Here is a 16,626-nt window from a genome sequence, read left to right on the forward strand (position 1 = left end):
ACGTAAAGTGACGAACGTGTCCGAAGCCCGAAACAGAGGATCGGAGAGCACCCGAGAGGTCATCGTCGCGACGGCCTTGCGACTGTTCCGTGAGCGTGGCTTCGACGCGACGACCATGCGCGCCATCGCCGCCGAGGCAGGGGTGTCAGTGGGCAACGCCTACTACTACTTCGAGAGCAAGGAGGCGCTGATCCAGGCCTATTACGACCGCGCGCAGGCCGAGCACGAGCAGGCCTGCCGGGAGTTCCTGGCCACGGAGAGGTCGTTCGCCGCGCGGCTGAGCGGGGTGCTGTGCGAGTGGGTGCGGGTGTCGGAGCCGTACCACGAGTTCGCGGTGAAGTTCTTCAAGCACGCGGCCGAGCCGACGAACCCGCTGAGTCCGTTCAGCGCCCAGTCGTCGCCGGCGCGGGAGGCGTCCATCGGGATCTACCGCGAGGTGGTCGAGGGGTCGAAGGACCGGATGAACGCCGAGCTGCGGGCCGAGCTGCCCGAGCTGCTGTGGTTGTTGTCGATGGGCATGGTGCTGTTCTGGGTGCACGACACCTCGCCGGGGTGCGTGCGCACGTACCGGCTGATCGAGGTGACGGTGCCGCTGGTGGATCGGCTGGTGGGGTTGTCGCATCTGCCCGGGTTGCAGGGGATCACGAAGGACTTCATCGCGGCGGTGCACGAATTGCGGGCCTGAGGGGCTCCTGGTAGCGACATACCGCTTGGTATGGTCGGCTCACCGTCATCGAACCGGAGGCCCTGAATGACGCCGAACTGGGGCATGACCATCCCCTTCTACGACCGTTCCCTGGCGAAGTCGCAAGAGCTGATCGCGGAGCTGCCGGGCCTCGGCTACACCGACGCCTGGTCGGCCGAGGTCAACGGGAACGACGGGTTCGTCCCGCTGGCGCTGGCCACGCAGTGGGCTCCGGGGATGCGGCTCGGGAGCGCGATCGTCCCGGTCTCCACGCGGGGGCCGGGATTGCTGGCCATGTCCGCGGCCACCCTGGCCGACCTGGCGCCCGGCCGGTTCGTGCTCGGCATCGGCTCCTCCTCGCCGGCGATCGTCGAGCGGTGGAACGCCGGGGAGTTCGCCAAGCCGTACGCGCGCACCCGCGACACACTGCGCTTCCTGAGAAGGGCGCTGGCGGGGGAGAAGGTCTCCGAGCGGTACGAGACGTTCGAGATCAAGGGCTTCAAGCTGGAACGGGCACCGAAGACCGCCCCCAGGATCGTGCTGGCCGCGCTGCGGCCCCGGATGTTGCGCCTGGCCGCCGAGGAGGCCGACGGCGCGATCACCAACTGGCTCGCCCCCGAGGACGTGCCCAAGGTACGCGCCGAGATCGGCCCGGACACCGAGCTGATCGCCCGCCTGTTCGTCTGCGTGAGCGAGGACGCCGACAAGGTGCGCGAGATGGCCCGGCGGATGCTGGCCGGCTACCTGACCGTCCCCGCGTACGCCGCCTTCCACGACTGGCTGGGCCGGGGCGAGGTGCTGCGTCCCATGCACGAGGCGTGGGCGGCGGGCGACCGCCAGGCCGCGCTCAAGGCCATCCCGGACGAGGTGGTCGACGCCCTCGTCGTCCACGGCGACGCCGCCACCTGCCGGGCCAGGATCCGCCGGTACGTCGACAACGGGCTCGACACGCCGGTGCTCGCACCCATCCCCGGCGGCGAGGTGCCGATCGAGCAGGCCGTACGCGACCTGGCCCCCATCCGGGAGGGCTGATGGACGACGTGCTGCGGCTCGACGCCGTCGGCCAGGCCCAGGCGGTCAGGGACGGGCAGGTGTCGGCCCGCGAGCTGGCAGAGGCCGCCATCGCCGCCATCGAGGCCCACGACGGCGAGCTCAACGCCGTCGTCCACCGGCGGTTCGAGCGGGCGCTGGCCGAGATCGACGCCCTTCCGGCGGACGCGCCCTTCCGCGGCGTGCCGATCCTGCTCAAAGACCTGGGCTGGCGGCAGGCGGGCGAGCCGTACGGCGCGGGCTCGCGGGTGCTCGACGGCCTGGACGACGCCCAGGACGGCCACGGCGTCGTCCGCCTGCGCCGGGCGGGATTCGTGCTGCTGGGCCGGACGAACACCCCCGAGTTCGGCAGCACGGTCACGACCGAGCCGGCGGCGTTCGGCCCCACCCGCAACCCCTACGACCCGGCGTACTCGGCGGGCGGGTCGAGCGGCGGCTCGGCGGCGGCGGTGGCCGCCGGCATGGTCGCGCTGGCCACGGCGAGCGACGGCGGCGGTTCGATCCGCGTCCCCGCCTCGCTGTGCGGCCTGGTCGGGCTCAAGCCGACGCGCGGCCGGCTGAGCATGGGCCCGTCCGCGGGCGAGGGCTGGAGCGGCTTCTCCTGCCCGGGGTTCGTGAGCAGGTCCGTCCGCGACACGGCGGCCGCGCTCGACGCGGTCTCCGGCTACGAGCCGGGCGACCCCTACGACGCCCCCGCGCTGCCCGGCCCGCTGACCGCCGAGCTGGACGCCGACCCCGGACGGCTGCGCATCGGCTTCCTGACCACCCACCCGCGGCAGGACGTGCCCGCCGATCCCGACCTGGCCGAGGCCGTCACCAGGGCGGCGGCGCTGCTGGAGAGCCTCGGGCACGACGTGGCCCCCGGCGGCCCGCGGGCGCTCGCCGAACCGGAGTTCGCCCGGCACTTCGGCGCCATCGTCGCCAACAACCTCGCCGCGCACGTGCTGAGCCTGGGCGCGGCCCGCGGCAGGCCGGTGGAGCCGGACGAGCTCGAACCGCGCAACGCGGCCATGGTCGCCGCGGCCCGCGCCAACAGCGCGGCCGACCACATCCTGGCCACGCAATGGGTGGACGGCTTCCGCCGCCGCATGGCCTCCTGGTGGGCCGAGGGCAACGACCTGCTGCTGATGCCGTCGTCGGGGGCGGCGCCGTTCCCGCTCGGCTGGATCCCGCCCGCCGACCTGAGCACCGCGTTCGGCAGGACCGCGCAGGTGGTGGCCTACACCTCGCCGATCAACGCGACCGGCCAGCCGGCGATCTCACTGCCGCTGCACAGGAACGCGGCGGGGCTGCCGGTCGGCGTGCAGCTCGTGGCGGCGGCGGGCCGGGAGGATCTGCTGATCCGGGTGGCCGCGCGGATCGAGCAGGTCAGCCCGTTCGTGCATGCCGCCATGCGGTGACCGTCAGGAACCCCTCACCCGGCTGACGCGTTATGTCGTGAGAAGCCGGGGGTAGGAGGTTCCTCATGATGGCGAAGGCAGCACGGGCAGCGGCGGCGTGGCGGACGTACCGCGAGGTGACCAAGCCTGGCACGCCGGGAATGATGACCAGGGTGCGGGCGATCCCGCGCATGATCGGCGCGGTCACGCGCGGCCGCTACGACGGCATGGGCAAGGGCAGGCTCGCCCTGATGGCGCTCGGCGTGGTCTACATCCTGTCGCCGATCGACGTCATCCCCGACTTCCTGGTGCTCATCGGGGTGGCCGACGACTTCGGCGTGTTCCTGTGGCTGATCGCCTCGCTGCTCGGCGAGAGCGGTCGCTACGTCGAGCACGAGCGCAAGGTCATCCAGGCCAGGCTGGTCGGGGACGAGGGTTAGATCTCCTCCATCCGCAACCAGGCGCGCGAGGGCAGCGGATGCCCGAACAGGCGGGCGGCGTTGCCGTAGGCGACCCTGGCGATGTCGGCGGGCGGGAGCGCGCCGAGGTTGCCGGCCACGGCCTTCTGGGTGTCGGGCCACGTCGAGTCGGAGTGCGGATAGCCGCTCTCCTGCAGCACGTGGTCGAGCCCGACCGCGAGGCGCACGCCGGACAGCGCGTGGTCGTCGAGCGTGCCGAAGAAGAAGTTGCGGCGCAGCACCTCGCTGGGCTTCAGGCCGCCGTCCCAGGCGGCCTCGCCGGCGACCGGGTGGTCGAGCGCGTAGTCGGCGCGCTCGGCCAGCATCGGCAGCCAGCCGACCCCGCCCTCGACGATGAGGATGCGCAGCCCGGGAAAGCGCAACGGCAGGCCCGACCAGAGCCAGTCGGCGCAGGCGAACATGGCGCTGGTGGGCATCAGCGTGGTGATCGCCTCGATGGGCGTGTCGGGCGAGGGCACGGGCGACCAGGAGGAGTCGCCGGTGTGCAGGGCCACGACCGTGCCGGTCTCCTCGCAGGCGGCGAAGAACGGGTCCCAGTGGCCGGTGTGGATCGACGGCAGCCTGAGCCTGGTCGGGAACTCGGGGAAGACCACGGCCTTGAAGCCGCGGGCGGCGTTGGCCCTGATCTCCTTGGCGGCGATGTCCGGATCGGGCAGCCAGGGCAGTTGCAGGCCGATGATCCGCTCGGGGTAGGTGCCGGCCCAGACGTCGATGTGCCAGTCGTTCCACGCCTTGACCAGGGCCAGGCCGAGCTCCTGGTCGCGGGTCCTGGCGAACGGCATGCCCGCCTGGCCGGCCAGCATGCCGGGGAAGCAGAGCGCCGCCCAGATGCCGGCGACGTCCATGTCCTGGACGCGGGCCTCGATGTCGTGGCAGCCGGGACGCATCTGCTCGAACCTGACCGGATCCAGGGTCCACTGCTCGCGCGGCAGCCCGGCGCCCACGTCGATGCCCGCGCACGGGTACGTGGCCCCGCCGTAGCGCCAGACCTGGTGACCGGCGTCCGTCTCCACGACCTTGGGCGCGACGTCGGCGTATTTCTCCGGGAGCCTGTCCTCGAAGAGGTCAGGAGGCTCGATCAGGTGATCGTCGGCAGAGATGATCACATAGTCGCGCCGCCGGGGATCAGGGTCGGGGAGCAGCGGCGTAGTCACGCAGGTAACCGTACGACGACGGCATAACGTCGAACAAGCTGCGACGTATCCGTTGGGTATCCATACATTCGTACCCGGGACCGCCTGGAGGGGGATGGCGGCGGTCCCGGGCCGTGGGGTCCTTGAGGATGCTGCCCCTTGCGGACCCCGGCGGCTTCTACCCGCGGGAGATCGAATCAGTCAGGAGATTTCGGCGAAGTTCGGCGAGGGTGGACCGCTCGACCTGGAGGACGCCGGTGACGTAGCGCTCGACGGAGCCGTGCCGCTCGATCAGGTCGTCCAGGAACAGGCGCATGGCCTGGGCGGGGGCCTGGCCGAACCCCGGCCACATCAGGGCGTCCGGATGCCTGGTGTGCCGGTCGGCGATGAAGCGCTCGGTGGCCAGGCCGGTCAGGGCGTAGTCGGCGACGATGTCGTCCTCGGCCACGCCGGCCAGGGAGAGGATCAGCGCGGTGAGCAGGCCGGTACGGTCCTTGCCCACCGCGCAGTGGACGACGACCGGCGCGTTGTCGTCGACGGCGATCGTCTCCACGGCGGTGCGCAGGTTCGCCACGCCGTCCTCGGTCATCTCCAGGTACCGGTCGGCGAGGTAGCGCTCGACGCCGAGCTCCTCGCTGAACTCGGCGATGTTCCAGGCGCGGCCCTCGATCGGCAGGTTCCGGTAGGTCAGCCCTTCGGTCTCCGGCACCCGGCCGGACCTCTCGACCTCGGAGGAATGCCGCAGGTCGATGACAGTGCGCACGCGCAGCGCGTGGAAGGCGGCCAGGTCGTCGCCGGACAGCCAGCCCAGGGAGTCGGCCCGGTAGAGCCGCTGCCACCGGACGGTACGCCCGTCCTCGGTGGCATATCCACCTACGTCACGAAAGTTGCGGAGATTGGTGAACTCAATGTGGCGGATCACCCTTCAACCTTAGTTGGCGGCGGTTTCCGCCTCTGGGGACGCCACGGGCTCGCCGGAGGCCTTTCCGGCCTTCCGCTCGGCCACCTCGCGCCGGATCAGCATGATCCAGCCGCCGATGGCGATGCCGATGAACAACCACCACTGGACCCCGTAGGCCAGGTTGAGCCCGCCGCCGGAGCCGACGTCGGGCGCGGGCACCGGCGCGGGTGCCGAGCCGGACGCCGGCTGCTGCCCGGTGAGCTCGACATAGCCGCCCACCAGCCGGTACGGCCACCGCTTCCCGATCTTGTCCGCGTCGATCAGCAGCACCTGGCCGTCCGGCAGGCCGGACCGTTCGCGGATGCCGGTGGAGTCTTCGGTCTCGTTCAGACGTAGCCGTCCGGTGACAGTTACCTGTCCGGTGGGCGGGGCGGGGACCGGGGGAGCCGCGTCGGCGCTGGCGGCGGCCGGGATCCAGCCACGGTTGACGATCACCGCGGCGCCGTCGCCGGTGACGAGGGGGGTCAGGACGTAGAAGCCGTTCTGGCCCTCCTGCGGGCGGCGGCGTACGAGCAGGCCGTTGGCGGCGTCGTACGTGCCGGAGGCGACGACCGTGCGGTAGCGGTCGGCCTCGCCGACCTGCCGGCCGGGAGCCGTGAGCCGGTCGAGCGGGGTGGGGGCGGCCTCGATGTTGGAGGTCACCCTGTCCTTGTTGTCGGACCGCTCCTCGAACCGCCCGAACTGCCACCTGCCCAGGAACACGAACGAGGGGATGACCAGCAGCACCACGACGTGGAGCGCCAGCCACCGGGGCGTCAGCAGGAACCGGTACACGCTTCAAGGTTAGGCACCGGGGCGGGTGCTCCCTCACGCGGCCGTCCGGCTAGACGCTCCGCAGCCCGGGGCCCGGGCCGGGCACCGGCGTCACCTCGCGCGGACCGGCCACCTCGTGGCCCTCTGCGCAGCGGAAGCGCAGCTCGACGGGGGCGCCGCAGTCGCGGTGGGTGAGCCGCACCGGCGGGCCCTCGTCGTCGGCCAGGTACTTGTCACCCCAGTGCATGAGCGCGACCAGCAGCGGATAGAGGTCGCGGCCCTTGTCGGTGAGCCGGTATTCGTCGCGCTGGCGCTGGCCGGGCTCGCGGTAGGGCTCCTTGCGCAGCAGGCCCTCGTCGACCAGCCGGGCCAGGCGGGCGCTGAGCACCTGGCGGGGGGCGCCGGTGATCGCCTGCATGTCGGCGAACCGCCGTACGCCGCGGAACGCCTCGCGCAGCACCAGGAATGTCCACTTCTCGCCGACGATGTCCAGGGTGCGCTCGATCGAGCAGTTGTCCACCCGGAAGCCCAATCGGAACGGCACGTTCATCTCCCCATCATATCTGAGTTCAATTGACAGACCCAGCTCTGAAAGGCAGGCTGAGTCTATGCACGGAACTCAGATCCGCCCGGTCCGCCCGGACGACGAGGAACGGATCAGACGCTTCCTGGCCGGGTTGTCTCTGCACACGCAGACGTTGCGGTTCTTCACCGGCCTGGCCGTCCCGGCCGCCCACCTCGTACGCACCCTGCTGACCCTGGACGAACGCCGCGACGCGCTCGTCGTCACCGCCGGGGACGAGATCGTCGGGCACGCCATGAGCTACCGGGGCGGCTGCGCCGACGTCGAGATCGCCGTCGTCGTGGCCGACCGCTGGCAGGGGTGCGGGCTCGGCCCGTGGCTCGTCGACGCCTTGCTGCTCAGGGCCGCCGGGCGGGGCGCGCGTACCGTGGGGATGGACGTGCTGGGCGAGAACCGGCGGGTGCTCGGGCTCGTCCGCAGGCTGTGGCCGGACGCCAGGATGAAGGTCGCGTCCGGGACGGTCGAGGTGACCGCTATGATCGATCTGGCCGGAGTATTTGCGGAACAAGGTTCTGGTAGCACACCATTGACAGTGTGAAGAGTGTCAAGAACGGACGCGACGGCCGCACCCGCATCATCGAGGGTGCCCTCCGCCGCTTCAGCCAGGACGGTGTCTCGGCCACCACGCTGGCCAGTCTGCGCGAGGAGAGCGGTGTAAGCGTCGGCAGCTTCTACCACCACTTCGCCAGCAAGGAACATGTCTACGGCGTCCTGTACGCCGAGATCCTCGACGCCTACCAGCAGGCGTTCCTCGCCGAGCTGGTCGGCCACGACGACGCCCGCGCCGGCATCGAGGCCGTGGTCGCCTTCCACATGCGCTGGGCCGGCGAGCACCCCGAGCGGGCCAGGATCCTGGTCAGCGAGCGCCCGCCGCGCAAGCACGAGCCGGGCGGCGCGGAGGTCGCCGATGCCAGGCGGGCGTTCTTCCGCCAGGTCTCCGACTGGTGGAAGCCGCACATGAAGAACGGCCGGCTCCAGCCCGTCCACGCCACCATGTGCTACGTCCTGTGGCTCGGTCCCGCGCAGGAGATGTGCCGTCTGTGGTTCGCCGGGGCGCACACCCCGACCGAGGAAGAGATCAAGGGCCTGGGCGAGGCGGCCTGGCAGAGTCTCCGCCAGCGCGGGGAGCAATGATCTGAGTACCGTCTGTGGTGTTATTGTCCAAATGTGAGAAGACCTCGGGCTCTGGTACTGCCCGACCTGCCGGAGAGCGCGCTCGCCCGCCTGGGCGAGGTCGCCGACGTGGCCGAGGCTCCTCCGCGGCCCAGCGTCGGCTTCACCGACGAGCAGCTCGCCGACCTGGTCATCGAGACCGGCGCGAACGTGCTCATCACCGACGGCGACCAGGTTCGCACCTCGGTACTCGGACTTCACATCGACATCGTGGCCAGCCTGGGCGCTCCCACGGGCGTAGACCTGCGCCTGGCCGCCGAACGCGGGGTCACCGTCCTGCACGCCCCCGACCGCGACCCGGAGGCGGTGGCCGAGCTGACGCTCGCGCTGCTGTTCGCGGTCAGCAGGAACATCGTCACCGCCGACCGTGAGGTGCGCAGGGGCCGGGCGCACCGCGGCAGGGTGCCCCCGGCCCAACGCCACCGCGGCAGACGGCTCACCGGCCGCACGCTGGGCATCGTGGGCCTCGGACGGATCGGCCGGGCCATGCGCTGGCGCTGCCAGGGGCTGGGCATGCGGGTGGTCACCTGCGACCCGTTCGTCCCCGAGGCCACGCACACCCTGCCCGCGCTGCTGGCGGAGGCCGACGTGGTGTCGCTGCACGTGCCGCTGACCCCGGACACGAGGGGCTTCTTCGGCTACAGCGAGTTCGGCGCGATGCGCCACGGCGCGATCTACCTCAACACCTCGCGCGGAGCCCTGCACGACCTGACCGCCCTGGTGGACGCCTTGCGGCAGGGCCAGGTCGGCGGCGCCGGGCTCGACCACTTCGAGGGCGAATGGCTCGATCCGGCCCACCCGCTGACCAGGCTGCCGAACGTCGTGCTCACGCCGAGACTGGGCGAGGCCACCGGGGAGAGCCTGGAGGAGCTGGCGGAGGCGCTGGTGGAGGACATCGCGCGGCTGCTGCGGGGCGAGCCGCCCGCCTACGCGTGCGCGCCGGTCAGGCCGGTTGCCGGATCCGCGTCCTGACCTGCCAGCGGGAGCGGTCGAGGGAGATGTCCAGCCGCAGGTCGCCGCGCTGCCTGCGCAGGCCGGGCACGCGCACCCGGTCGTGGACGTCGAACCTGCCGCGCGAGGGATAGCCGAACCCCAGCTCGCCGGGCAGCACCCGCAGGTCGTCGCGGTTGCCGCAGCGCGGGCAGGTCCACGAGACGAGGTCCAGGCCACGGTTGTAGTCGGAGCAGGCGTTGAAGTACTCGTCGGGCCCGAATCGCGATTCGCAGGCCAGGCAGGGGATCAGCATGGTGGCGCGCTCCTCGGTGCGGCGTCTTGCACCCTTAGAGATACCGCCACCCACTTGTCCATGGCTTGCAGAACGCTTGGGGGTGTAAGTAACAGTATGAGCACTGTCGGTGGCTGGTGAAAGGATGGTGTCCGTGGAACGACTGCGCCATCACCTCCTCGAAACCGGCTACACGATCGACGGCGTCCGCGACCGGCTCGGCGCCATGGCGGCCTCGGCCCTGGCGCGGGAGGAGCTCGTCCCGGCTCTGCGGGCGACCGCCGACGGCGACCCCCTGGCCACCCTGATCAGGCTCTGGTGGCTCGGCGTGCCGGTCCCGGCCAGGGCCGTGCCGGCCGCCGTCCTGGAGTCGGGCCTGGTGTCGGCCGACGGCGACCTGATCAGGGCGACCGTGCACCTCCAGCCCTGGGAGACCGGCGGCTACGTGGTCTCCGACCGCAAGGTCCGGCCCGGCGACCCGGCGCTGCGGGCCGACCACGTCGTGGGGGCGGGCGGCGCCTCGGCCAACCTGGCCCAGCTCGTCACCAGGCGTGCCGTCCCGCGCGCGCTCGACCTCGGCACCGGCTGCGGTGTCCAGGTGCTGCACCTGGCCGGCCGCGCCGAGCAGGTGGTGGCGACCGACCTCAACCCGCGCGCCGTCGAGCTGGCCCGGCTGAGCTGGGAGCTGTCCGGCGTGCCGGGCGTCGACGCCCGGGTGGGGTCGATGTTCGAGCCGGTCGAGGACGAGCTGTTCGACCTGGTTGTCAGCAACCCGCCGTTCGTCATCGCCCCCGGGGCCGAGCGCACGCTGACCTACCGCGAGTCCGGCGGTGAGGCCGACGACTTCTGCCGCGACCTCGTCCGCCGCACCCCGCGCCACCTGGCGCCCGGCGGGCAGGCCCACTTCCTGGCCAACTGGCTGCACGTCGAGGGCGAGGACTGGCACGACCGGGTGGGCGGCTGGCTGCGCGAGACCGGCTGCGACGCCTGGGTCGTCCAGCGCGACGTCCAGGACCCGGCCGAATACGTCGAGCTGTGGCTCAAGGACGCCGCCGAGCAGGGCACCAAGGGCTACACCGACCACTACGACCGGTGGCTGGCCTGGTTCGACGAGCGCAAGGTCGAGGGCATCGGCTTCGGCTGGATCACCATGCGAAACTCGGGCACGCTCGACCCGGTCGTGCGCGTGGAGCACCTTCCCCACCAGGTGGCCCTCCCGGTCGGCGACTACGTCGACGACGTGCTCGACGCGATCGCCGCCGCCCACCGGGCCGCCGACCTCGACGCGGCGCTGCTGCGCACGGCCGAAGGGGTGCTCGACGAGCGCGTCGGCCTGCCCGGCGCCGAGGACCCGATCCGGATCGTGCTGCGCCAGACGCAGGGGCTGCGGCGCAGCAGGGAGGTCGGCACCGTCGAGGCCGCGCTGGCCGGCGTGTGCGACGGCGACCTGGCGCTCGGGCCGCTGCTCAACGTGATCGCCGAGCTGGTCGGCGACGGCGAGATCCCCAACGCCGACGCGATCCGGCCGCTCATCGCCGAGGGTTATTTCCTGCTTTGATTCACCGTTGATCCGACGTTGACCCCCCGGGTGGAAGCTCTTGACCGAGACGCGGGCCTGGGGGGTTCAAAGGTCCCGTGTCGAGTCCGGCCGGTCGTCTGATGTGAGGCGGCTAGCCGTCACGCGAAGCATCCGGATGACCGGGCCCCCTGGCGACGCGTGGCGGTCAGGATGACCGGCCGGGCTGCCATCGGCATTGACGAAGGACAGCTGTGATCAACCATGTGTGGATGACACGTCTGGACGACGAGCTGTACTCAGGACTCGACGACGGACCGTTCGACGGCGAAGCCGTCCAGCAGGAGTTTCAGGTCGCCGGCTTCGGGGGCGCCGAGCCTGGTGAAGACGTCGTAGGCCTGCCGGAGGCAGTCCAGGCTCCGCCCGGTGCTGCCAAGTCCGCGTAGCGCCCGGCCGAGCACGGTGAGCGAGAGCGCCTCGCCGTACGGGTGGCCGATCTCGCGCGAGACCACGAGGGCCTGCTCGGCGTGGCGTACGGCGTCGGGGTAGCGCCCGGCGGCGATGAACGTCTCGGCCAGCCGGGAGCACACGCGCTGCTCCCAGACGCGCTGCTTGCTGGAACGGAAGAAGGCCAGGCACTCGGCGTGGTGGTGCACCGCCTCGGTGAGCCGGCCGACCCGGCTGAGCACGATGCCCAGGTGGTAGCGGGCGCGGGCGGTGCCGGCGCCGCTGCCGATCTCGGTGAAGATGGCCAGGCCCTTCTCCGCCGCGGCGATGGCGTCGTCGGCGTGGCCGAGGCCGAGGTGGTCGCGGGCCGAGTAGCTGAGCACCAGGGCCTCGCCGGCGGGCACGCCGTTCTCGCGGTAGTAGCGGGAGGCGGCGTCGAACAGGGACAGGGCCTCGGTGTGGCGGCGCTGCCGGCCGACGACGACGGCCAGCGCGTTGAGCACCTCGCCGGTGACGATCTTCTCGTGGCGGGCGTCGGAGAGGTCGTACACGCGGCGGAAGTGCGTCTCGGACTCCGAGAGCCGGTTGCTCGCGAACAGCACGCGGCCCAGCACGTAACGCGAGCGCAGCTCGCTCGCCTCGTCGTCCAGGCTCAGCGCGGCGGCGAGCACCGCGCGGGTGCCCTGGTCGAACTCGCGGGTGTGGGTGCCGGCCTCCAGCAGCGGTTCCATGGCCACCAGCATGTCGGCGGCCGGCAGCAGCTGCTCACCGGTGGGGGACGCGGTCGCGGCCTGGTTGATGGCCGCGAACAGCGAGTCGCCCTCGGAGATCAGCCAGGCCACGGCCTCGTCGACGGAGGTGAAGGTGAGCCCGCTGCCGACCACGGCCAGGTTGTCGGGGATCATGCTGCCCTCGTAGGCCAGCTGATGGGCGGACCGGGACGAGGCCAGGTAGAAGCCGAGCAGCCGGCGCAACGCCAGCGACTTGTCCTCGGGACGCTCGGTCTTGTCCAGGACGCGCCTGGCGAACAGCCTGAGCAGGTCGTGGAAGCGGTAGCGGCCGGGCGCGGTGGCCTCCAGGAGGCTCATGTCGACCAGTGACTCCAGCAGCTCCTCGGCCTCGTACATGGTCATCGCCAGCACGGCCGCGGCGGCGCCGATCGAGATGTCGGGGCCCTTCGGCAGGGACAGCAGGCGGAACGCGCGGGCCTGGGCGGGTTCGAGCTGGCCGTAACCGAGCGCGAACGTGGCCTCGACGGCCAGGTTGCCCACGCGCAGCTCGTCGAGGCGGCGCTGCTCGTCGGCCAGCCTGGGCACCAGCGAGGCGACCGTCCAGGAGGGGCGGGCGGCCAGCCGCGCGGCCACGATCCGGACGGCCAGCGGCAGGAATCCGCAGGCGGCGACCACGTCCATGGCGGCGCCGTGCTCGGCCGCCACCCGCTCGGGACCGGCCACGGTGGAGAACAGCGACAGCGCCTCGTCCGGCTCCATGACGTCGAGGTCGATCAGCCTGGCCGCGGGCAGGTCGGCCAGCTTGGCCCGGCTGGTGACGATCGTGGCGCAGCCCGGCGAGCCCGGCAGCAGCGGGCTGACCTGGTCGGCGTCGCGGGCGTTGTCCAGCAGCACGAGGATGCGCCGGTCGGACAGCAGCGAGCGGTAGAGCGCCGAACGTTCGGCCAGGCCGTCGGGGATGACGTCAGGGGGGACGCCGAGCGCGCGCAGGAAGCCGCCGAGCGCCGACTCCGGCGCGGTCACCTCGTCGCTGTGACCGCGCAGGTCGGCGTAGAGCTGGCCGTCGGGGAACAGATCGTCGGCCGTGTGCGCCACGTGGACGGCCAGCGTGGTCTTGCCGACGCCGCCGATGCCGCACAGCGCCACCACCGGCACGCCCTCCGCCGACGACTGCGAGGACAGCAGGGTGTGGACGCGGACGGCCACCTCTTTGCGCCCGGTGAAGTCGTTGACCGCGGCGGGGAGCTGCGCGGGACGCGGCAGTTCGAGCGCGGGCGGCTCCTCCTCGGCCTCGTGCTCGTCGGCGGCCTGCTCGTCGGCGGACGGGCGAGGGGTGAGGGCGAGCGCCGGGTCGGCGGCCAGGATGCGCTGGTGGAGCGTGGTCAGCTCGGTGCCGGGCTCGATGCCCAGCTCGTCGATCAGCGCCTCGCGCGTCTCGGTGAACACGTTGAGCGCGTCGCCCTGCCGTCCGCACCGGTAGTAGGCCAGCATGAGCTGGGCGCGCAGCCGTTCGCGCAGCGGGTGCTCGGCGGTGAGCGCGATCAGCTCGGACACGACCGCGGCGTGGTCGCCCAGCTCCAGGTCGAGGTCCATGAGGGTCTCGATGACGCTGACGCGGCGTTCGGCCAGGCGGTCGCGCTGGTGCTCGGCGTACGGGCCGACGGCTCCGGCCAGCGGCTCGCCCTCGAACAGGGTCAGCGCGGCCCGCATGCCCTCGGCGGCGGCGGAGAGGCGGCCGGACTTGCGCGCGGACTCGGCCTCGGCGATGCCGCGTTCGAAGCGGGTCAGGTCGAGGGCGTCGTTGGGCAGGCGGAGCGCGTAGCCGCGGCCGATGGAGGTCAGCAGCTCGGGGCGGGAACGGGCGGGCCTGTCGGGTTCGAGGACCGTGCGCAGGCGGGAGACGTAGGTGCGCAGCGCGCCCAGGGCGCGGGGCGGCGCGTCCTCGCCCCAGACGGCGTCGATCATCTCGGCGGGCGTGACCGCCCGGCCCTCCCGCAGGAGGAGCATGCCGAGGATGGAGCGTTGCAGCGGGGTGCCCAGGTCGAGTTCCTGTCCCTCGCGCCACGCGCGGACGGGACCGAGCACGGCGAACCGCAGCCCGCCCTCAACGCTCTGACCAGCCATGCCGTCTGTCTCCTGGGCAATGGAACGATTTGTGTCCAAATGATAGATCCAGCACTACTAACCACCTAGAGCTGGGCTGATCACCGAAAGACCCGTTGATCCGCCTTTGATCCGGTGTTGACCGCGCCTCCGCATGCTGATGGTGGGCCGGACATGACACACCGACACGGGGGCGTGTCATGTAGAGCCGATGGGGACGCAGAAAAATACAGGCCCCGCCCGGAAAAGTATGGGCGGGGCCGTTGCCGATGTTCCTACGCTGCCTCTACCAGTCCGAGCCGCATGGCCAGCCGTTCTCGGACGAGCGGCCATTCGGAGTTCAGGATCGAGTAGAAGGCCGTATCTCGGACCGTGTTGTCGGCGCCTCGGCTATCCGCTCGCCGCACCCCGTCGAAGTGTGCGCCGAGGGCCTCGATGGCGGCCCGGGATCGGACGTTCCTGACATCTGCCTTGAGTGTGATGCGGTGGACGTTCCAGGTCTCGAAGGCGAGCGAGAGCATGAGGAACTTGCTCTCCCGGTTGACGCCCGTGCCCTGGGCGCAGGCGCCCAGCCAGGTGTAACCGATGTCCGCCACGGACGGGATGTCGCCCACCGCACCCCGTGTACCCGGAGGCCAGGGCATGGGGCCCTGCCAATACTCCAGGTGCATGAGACGGGTGGCACCGACCACGCGGTCGGTGTTCAGCCACCGGATGGCGAAGGGCAGCGTGCGGCCCTCCGCCTGCTCAGCCATGGCGGCCTCCACATAGGAGACCATCTCGTCCCGGCCGTCCGGGACGCGAGTGAAGGCGTAAGTGGAGCGGTCTTCACTCGCCGCGGCGACGAGATCGTCGATCACCGCGTGGCTGAGAGGTTCCAGGCGCACGGAGCGCCCGGACAAGGTGACAAGAGCGGGCATGAGCACATGATGAGGCTCACGCGGGGCGCGTGTAACCAGGCTCTCGGCACCATCTTTCCCGGGTTTCTTGATGTGCGGTGTTTCCGCAGGTCAGAGGGCTGATTTGGTGGATGGTAAACCAGCTCTTGGGGAAAGATTCGCCTAACCGTGACATGGCGCCGGGACCAGCGCCGGGTGCCGTTCACCGACGACGCCGTGACGGACCAGGGACAGCCCCTTCAAGCCCATGGACAGATGATTCAGATTTGCCGCGATCCACGGGAGTTGAAGGGGATCGGTGCTGGTCAGGGCGGTCATGCGCTCTTCGGGCGTGTCGCCGTAGAGCAGGCTCACCGCCACGCGTACGCGGGCGGCCGACGGGTCGTCGCCGAAGGCGTGTCCGGGAAGGACGCCGATGCCGTGCTCGTCCAGCAGGATCCTGGTGAGGTCGGCGGAGCCGCCCAGCCTGAGATGGCTCAGGTCGGGATAGAGGTAGAAGCCTCCCTGAGGTCGCGGCACCGAGGCGCCGATCTCCGTGAACCGCTCGTGGACGGCCCGCGCCACGATGCCGTGCAACCGGCGGCTGGCGGCGACGCGGTCGGTCAGCTCGCGCGGCTCCTCGAAGGCGTAGGTCGCGGCCTCCTGGACGGGCGCGGCCGGCGCCGACCAGATCTCGCTGGCCACCGCCAGCAGTCGGGTACGCAGCGCGTGCGCGCCCTCGGGCAGCCGGGCCACGCCGATCCGCCACCCGCCGAGCGCCAGGCTCTTGCTGAGCCCGGTGGTGATGATCGTGCGCTCGGGCGCGAGGTCGGCCGGCGAGGTGTAGACCGCCGACTCGTCGTGGACGAGGTCGCGGTAGATCTCGTCGGAGATCACGATCAGGTCCAGCTCGCGCGCCACGGCCGCCAGGCGGGCGATGGTCTCCGGCGTCGCCAGCCGGCCGGTGGGGTTGTCGGGCAGCGTGACCAGCAGGGAGCTGACGGTCCTGCCCTCGGCCCGCGCCCGGCGGACCGCCGTGACGACCAGGTCCGGGTCGGGGACCCCGCCCTCTCCTGGCGGTGCGGGCACCAGGATGGGGCGGGAGCCCACCAGATCGGCCTGCGCGGCGTAGCTGACCCAGCTGGGCATGGGCAGGACGATGTCGCCGCCGATCGCCAGGAGCAGGCCGTACAGCAGCGATTTGCTGCCCGGTCCGCAGACGACCAGCTCGGGCTCGGTCAGGAGCCCCCGTCGTGTCCAGTAGCCCGCTGCCGCGGCCCGGAGCCCGGACGCCCCCGCGACCGGCCCGTAGCCGTTGCGCTCGGAGGCGGCGGCCAGCTTGTCGCGCAGCGCCGGGTGGACGGGCAGGCCGGCCTCGCCGAAGGCCAGGTGCAGCACGCGTTCCCCGGCGCGTCGTCTTCGTTCGATGTCTTCGTTCGCCGCCAAGGTGGCGGACAAGGTCACCGTCATGTTTGTCACGTTCCCAGGGTGGTTGTATGAAGGCATCAGGACAAGCGAGGCTTTTTGTGG

Annotated in this window: 16 protein-coding genes; 8 read left to right on the forward strand and 8 right to left on the reverse strand. The window is 71.5% G+C overall.

Annotated elements, in window-relative coordinates; all coding sequences use genetic code 11:
* Positions 1 to 16 precede the first annotated feature (16 nt).
* The 4 genes from ABZ815_RS03425 (at position 17) to ABZ815_RS03440 (ending at position 3,554) form a co-directional block, all read left to right on the forward strand.
* Positions 17 to 685 carry a TetR family transcriptional regulator gene (locus tag ABZ815_RS03425; RefSeq protein ID WP_357693444.1) on the forward strand — a complete coding sequence of 223 codons (669 nt, stop codon included), beginning with the start codon at positions 17 to 19 and terminating at the stop codon, positions 683 to 685.
* Between the two features lie 66 nt (positions 686 to 751).
* On the forward strand, positions 752 to 1,717 hold the full coding sequence (locus tag ABZ815_RS03430; protein ID WP_357693446.1) for an LLM class F420-dependent oxidoreductase: 966 nt from the start codon (positions 752 to 754) through the stop codon (positions 1,715 to 1,717).
* On the forward strand, positions 1,717 to 3,135 hold the full coding sequence (locus tag ABZ815_RS03435) for an amidase (RefSeq protein ID WP_357693448.1): 1,419 nt from the start codon (positions 1,717 to 1,719) through the stop codon (positions 3,133 to 3,135). Before ABZ815_RS03430 ends, ABZ815_RS03435 begins: the two co-directional genes overlap by 1 nt.
* Positions 3,136 to 3,200: 65 nt before the next feature.
* Positions 3,201 to 3,554: a YkvA family protein gene (locus tag ABZ815_RS03440; protein ID WP_357693450.1), complete on the forward strand. Its 354-nt coding sequence runs from the start codon at positions 3,201 to 3,203 to the stop codon at positions 3,552 to 3,554.
* Here the strand turns inward: ABZ815_RS03440 and ABZ815_RS03445 are convergent.
* The 4 genes from ABZ815_RS03445 to ABZ815_RS03460 all read right to left on the reverse strand — a co-directional run bounded on the left by ABZ815_RS03445 (position 3,551) and on the right by ABZ815_RS03460 (position 6,990).
* A complete protein-coding gene (locus ABZ815_RS03445) occupies positions 3,551 to 4,747 on the reverse strand; it encodes an amidohydrolase family protein (protein ID WP_357693452.1) in 1,197 nt (398 codons plus the stop codon). The two genes, ABZ815_RS03440 and ABZ815_RS03445, sit on opposite strands and share 4 nt — an antisense overlap.
* 157 nt (positions 4,748 to 4,904) lie before the next feature.
* Positions 4,905 to 5,648 carry a tyrosine-protein phosphatase gene (locus tag ABZ815_RS03450; RefSeq protein ID WP_357693454.1) on the reverse strand — a complete coding sequence of 248 codons (744 nt, stop codon included), beginning with the start codon at positions 5,646 to 5,648 and terminating at the stop codon, positions 4,905 to 4,907.
* A 9-nt stretch (positions 5,649 to 5,657) separates the two neighbouring features.
* A complete protein-coding gene (locus ABZ815_RS03455) occupies positions 5,658 to 6,461 on the reverse strand; it encodes an SURF1 family protein (RefSeq protein ID WP_357693456.1) in 804 nt (267 codons plus the stop codon).
* Positions 6,462 to 6,510: 49 nt separating this feature from the next.
* The gene (locus ABZ815_RS03460; protein WP_357693457.1) at positions 6,511 to 6,990 is read right to left on the reverse strand and encodes a helix-turn-helix domain-containing protein; all 480 of its coding nucleotides are present in this window, start codon (positions 6,988 to 6,990) and stop codon (positions 6,511 to 6,513) included.
* 58 nt (positions 6,991 to 7,048) lie between these two features.
* Here ABZ815_RS03460 and ABZ815_RS03465 point away from each other — a divergent pair, with 58 nt between their 5' ends.
* Genes ABZ815_RS03465 through ABZ815_RS03475 form a run of 3 tightly spaced genes read left to right on the forward strand, consistent with a single transcriptional unit; the run spans position 7,049 to position 9,168 of the window.
* The gene (locus tag ABZ815_RS03465; RefSeq protein WP_357693459.1) at positions 7,049 to 7,561 is read left to right on the forward strand and encodes a GNAT family N-acetyltransferase; all 513 of its coding nucleotides are present in this window, start codon (positions 7,049 to 7,051) and stop codon (positions 7,559 to 7,561) included.
* Positions 7,558 to 8,157 carry a TetR/AcrR family transcriptional regulator gene (locus ABZ815_RS03470; RefSeq protein WP_357693461.1) on the forward strand — a complete coding sequence of 200 codons (600 nt, stop codon included), beginning with the start codon at positions 7,558 to 7,560 and terminating at the stop codon, positions 8,155 to 8,157. The genes ABZ815_RS03465 and ABZ815_RS03470 overlap by 4 nt, the downstream gene beginning before the upstream one ends.
* Before the next feature lie 33 nt (positions 8,158 to 8,190).
* On the forward strand, positions 8,191 to 9,168 hold the full coding sequence (locus ABZ815_RS03475) for an NAD(P)-dependent oxidoreductase (protein ID WP_357693463.1): 978 nt from the start codon (positions 8,191 to 8,193) through the stop codon (positions 9,166 to 9,168).
* On the opposite strand, the gene ABZ815_RS03480 is transcribed toward ABZ815_RS03475, so the two are convergent.
* Positions 9,140 to 9,442 (reverse strand): hypothetical protein, encoded by a 303-nt coding sequence (locus ABZ815_RS03480; RefSeq protein ID WP_357693465.1) that lies wholly within the window; start codon positions 9,440 to 9,442, stop codon positions 9,140 to 9,142. The genes ABZ815_RS03475 and ABZ815_RS03480 overlap by 29 nt on opposite strands.
* A 124-nt stretch (positions 9,443 to 9,566) precedes the next feature.
* On the opposite strand from ABZ815_RS03480, the gene ABZ815_RS03485 reads away from it, so the two are divergent.
* Positions 9,567 to 10,979 carry a methyltransferase gene (locus ABZ815_RS03485; protein WP_357693467.1) on the forward strand — a complete coding sequence of 471 codons (1,413 nt, stop codon included), beginning with the start codon at positions 9,567 to 9,569 and terminating at the stop codon, positions 10,977 to 10,979.
* A gap of 257 nt (positions 10,980 to 11,236) precedes the next feature.
* On the opposite strand, the gene ABZ815_RS03490 is transcribed toward ABZ815_RS03485, so the two are convergent.
* The 3 genes from ABZ815_RS03490 to ABZ815_RS03500 all read right to left on the reverse strand — a co-directional run bounded on the left by ABZ815_RS03490 (position 11,237) and on the right by ABZ815_RS03500 (position 16,566).
* Entirely contained in the window at positions 11,237 to 14,239 is a 3,003-nt protein-coding gene (locus tag ABZ815_RS03490) for a BTAD domain-containing putative transcriptional regulator (RefSeq protein ID WP_357693469.1), read from the reverse strand.
* A gap of 254 nt (positions 14,240 to 14,493) precedes the next feature.
* Positions 14,494 to 15,138 (reverse strand): GNAT family protein, encoded by a 645-nt coding sequence (locus ABZ815_RS03495; protein ID WP_352318377.1) that lies wholly within the window; start codon positions 15,136 to 15,138, stop codon positions 14,494 to 14,496.
* Positions 15,139 to 15,279: 141 nt separating this feature from the next.
* Positions 15,280 to 16,566, reverse strand: coding sequence for a pyridoxal phosphate-dependent aminotransferase (locus tag ABZ815_RS03500; RefSeq protein ID WP_357693471.1), 1,287 nt, complete (start codon positions 16,564 to 16,566; stop codon positions 15,280 to 15,282).
* Positions 16,567 to 16,626 lie beyond the last annotated feature (60 nt).

The sequence above is a fragment of the Nonomuraea sp. NPDC047529 genome, assembly GCF_040642995.1.
GTDB lineage: Bacteria > Actinomycetota > Actinomycetes > Streptosporangiales > Streptosporangiaceae > Nonomuraea.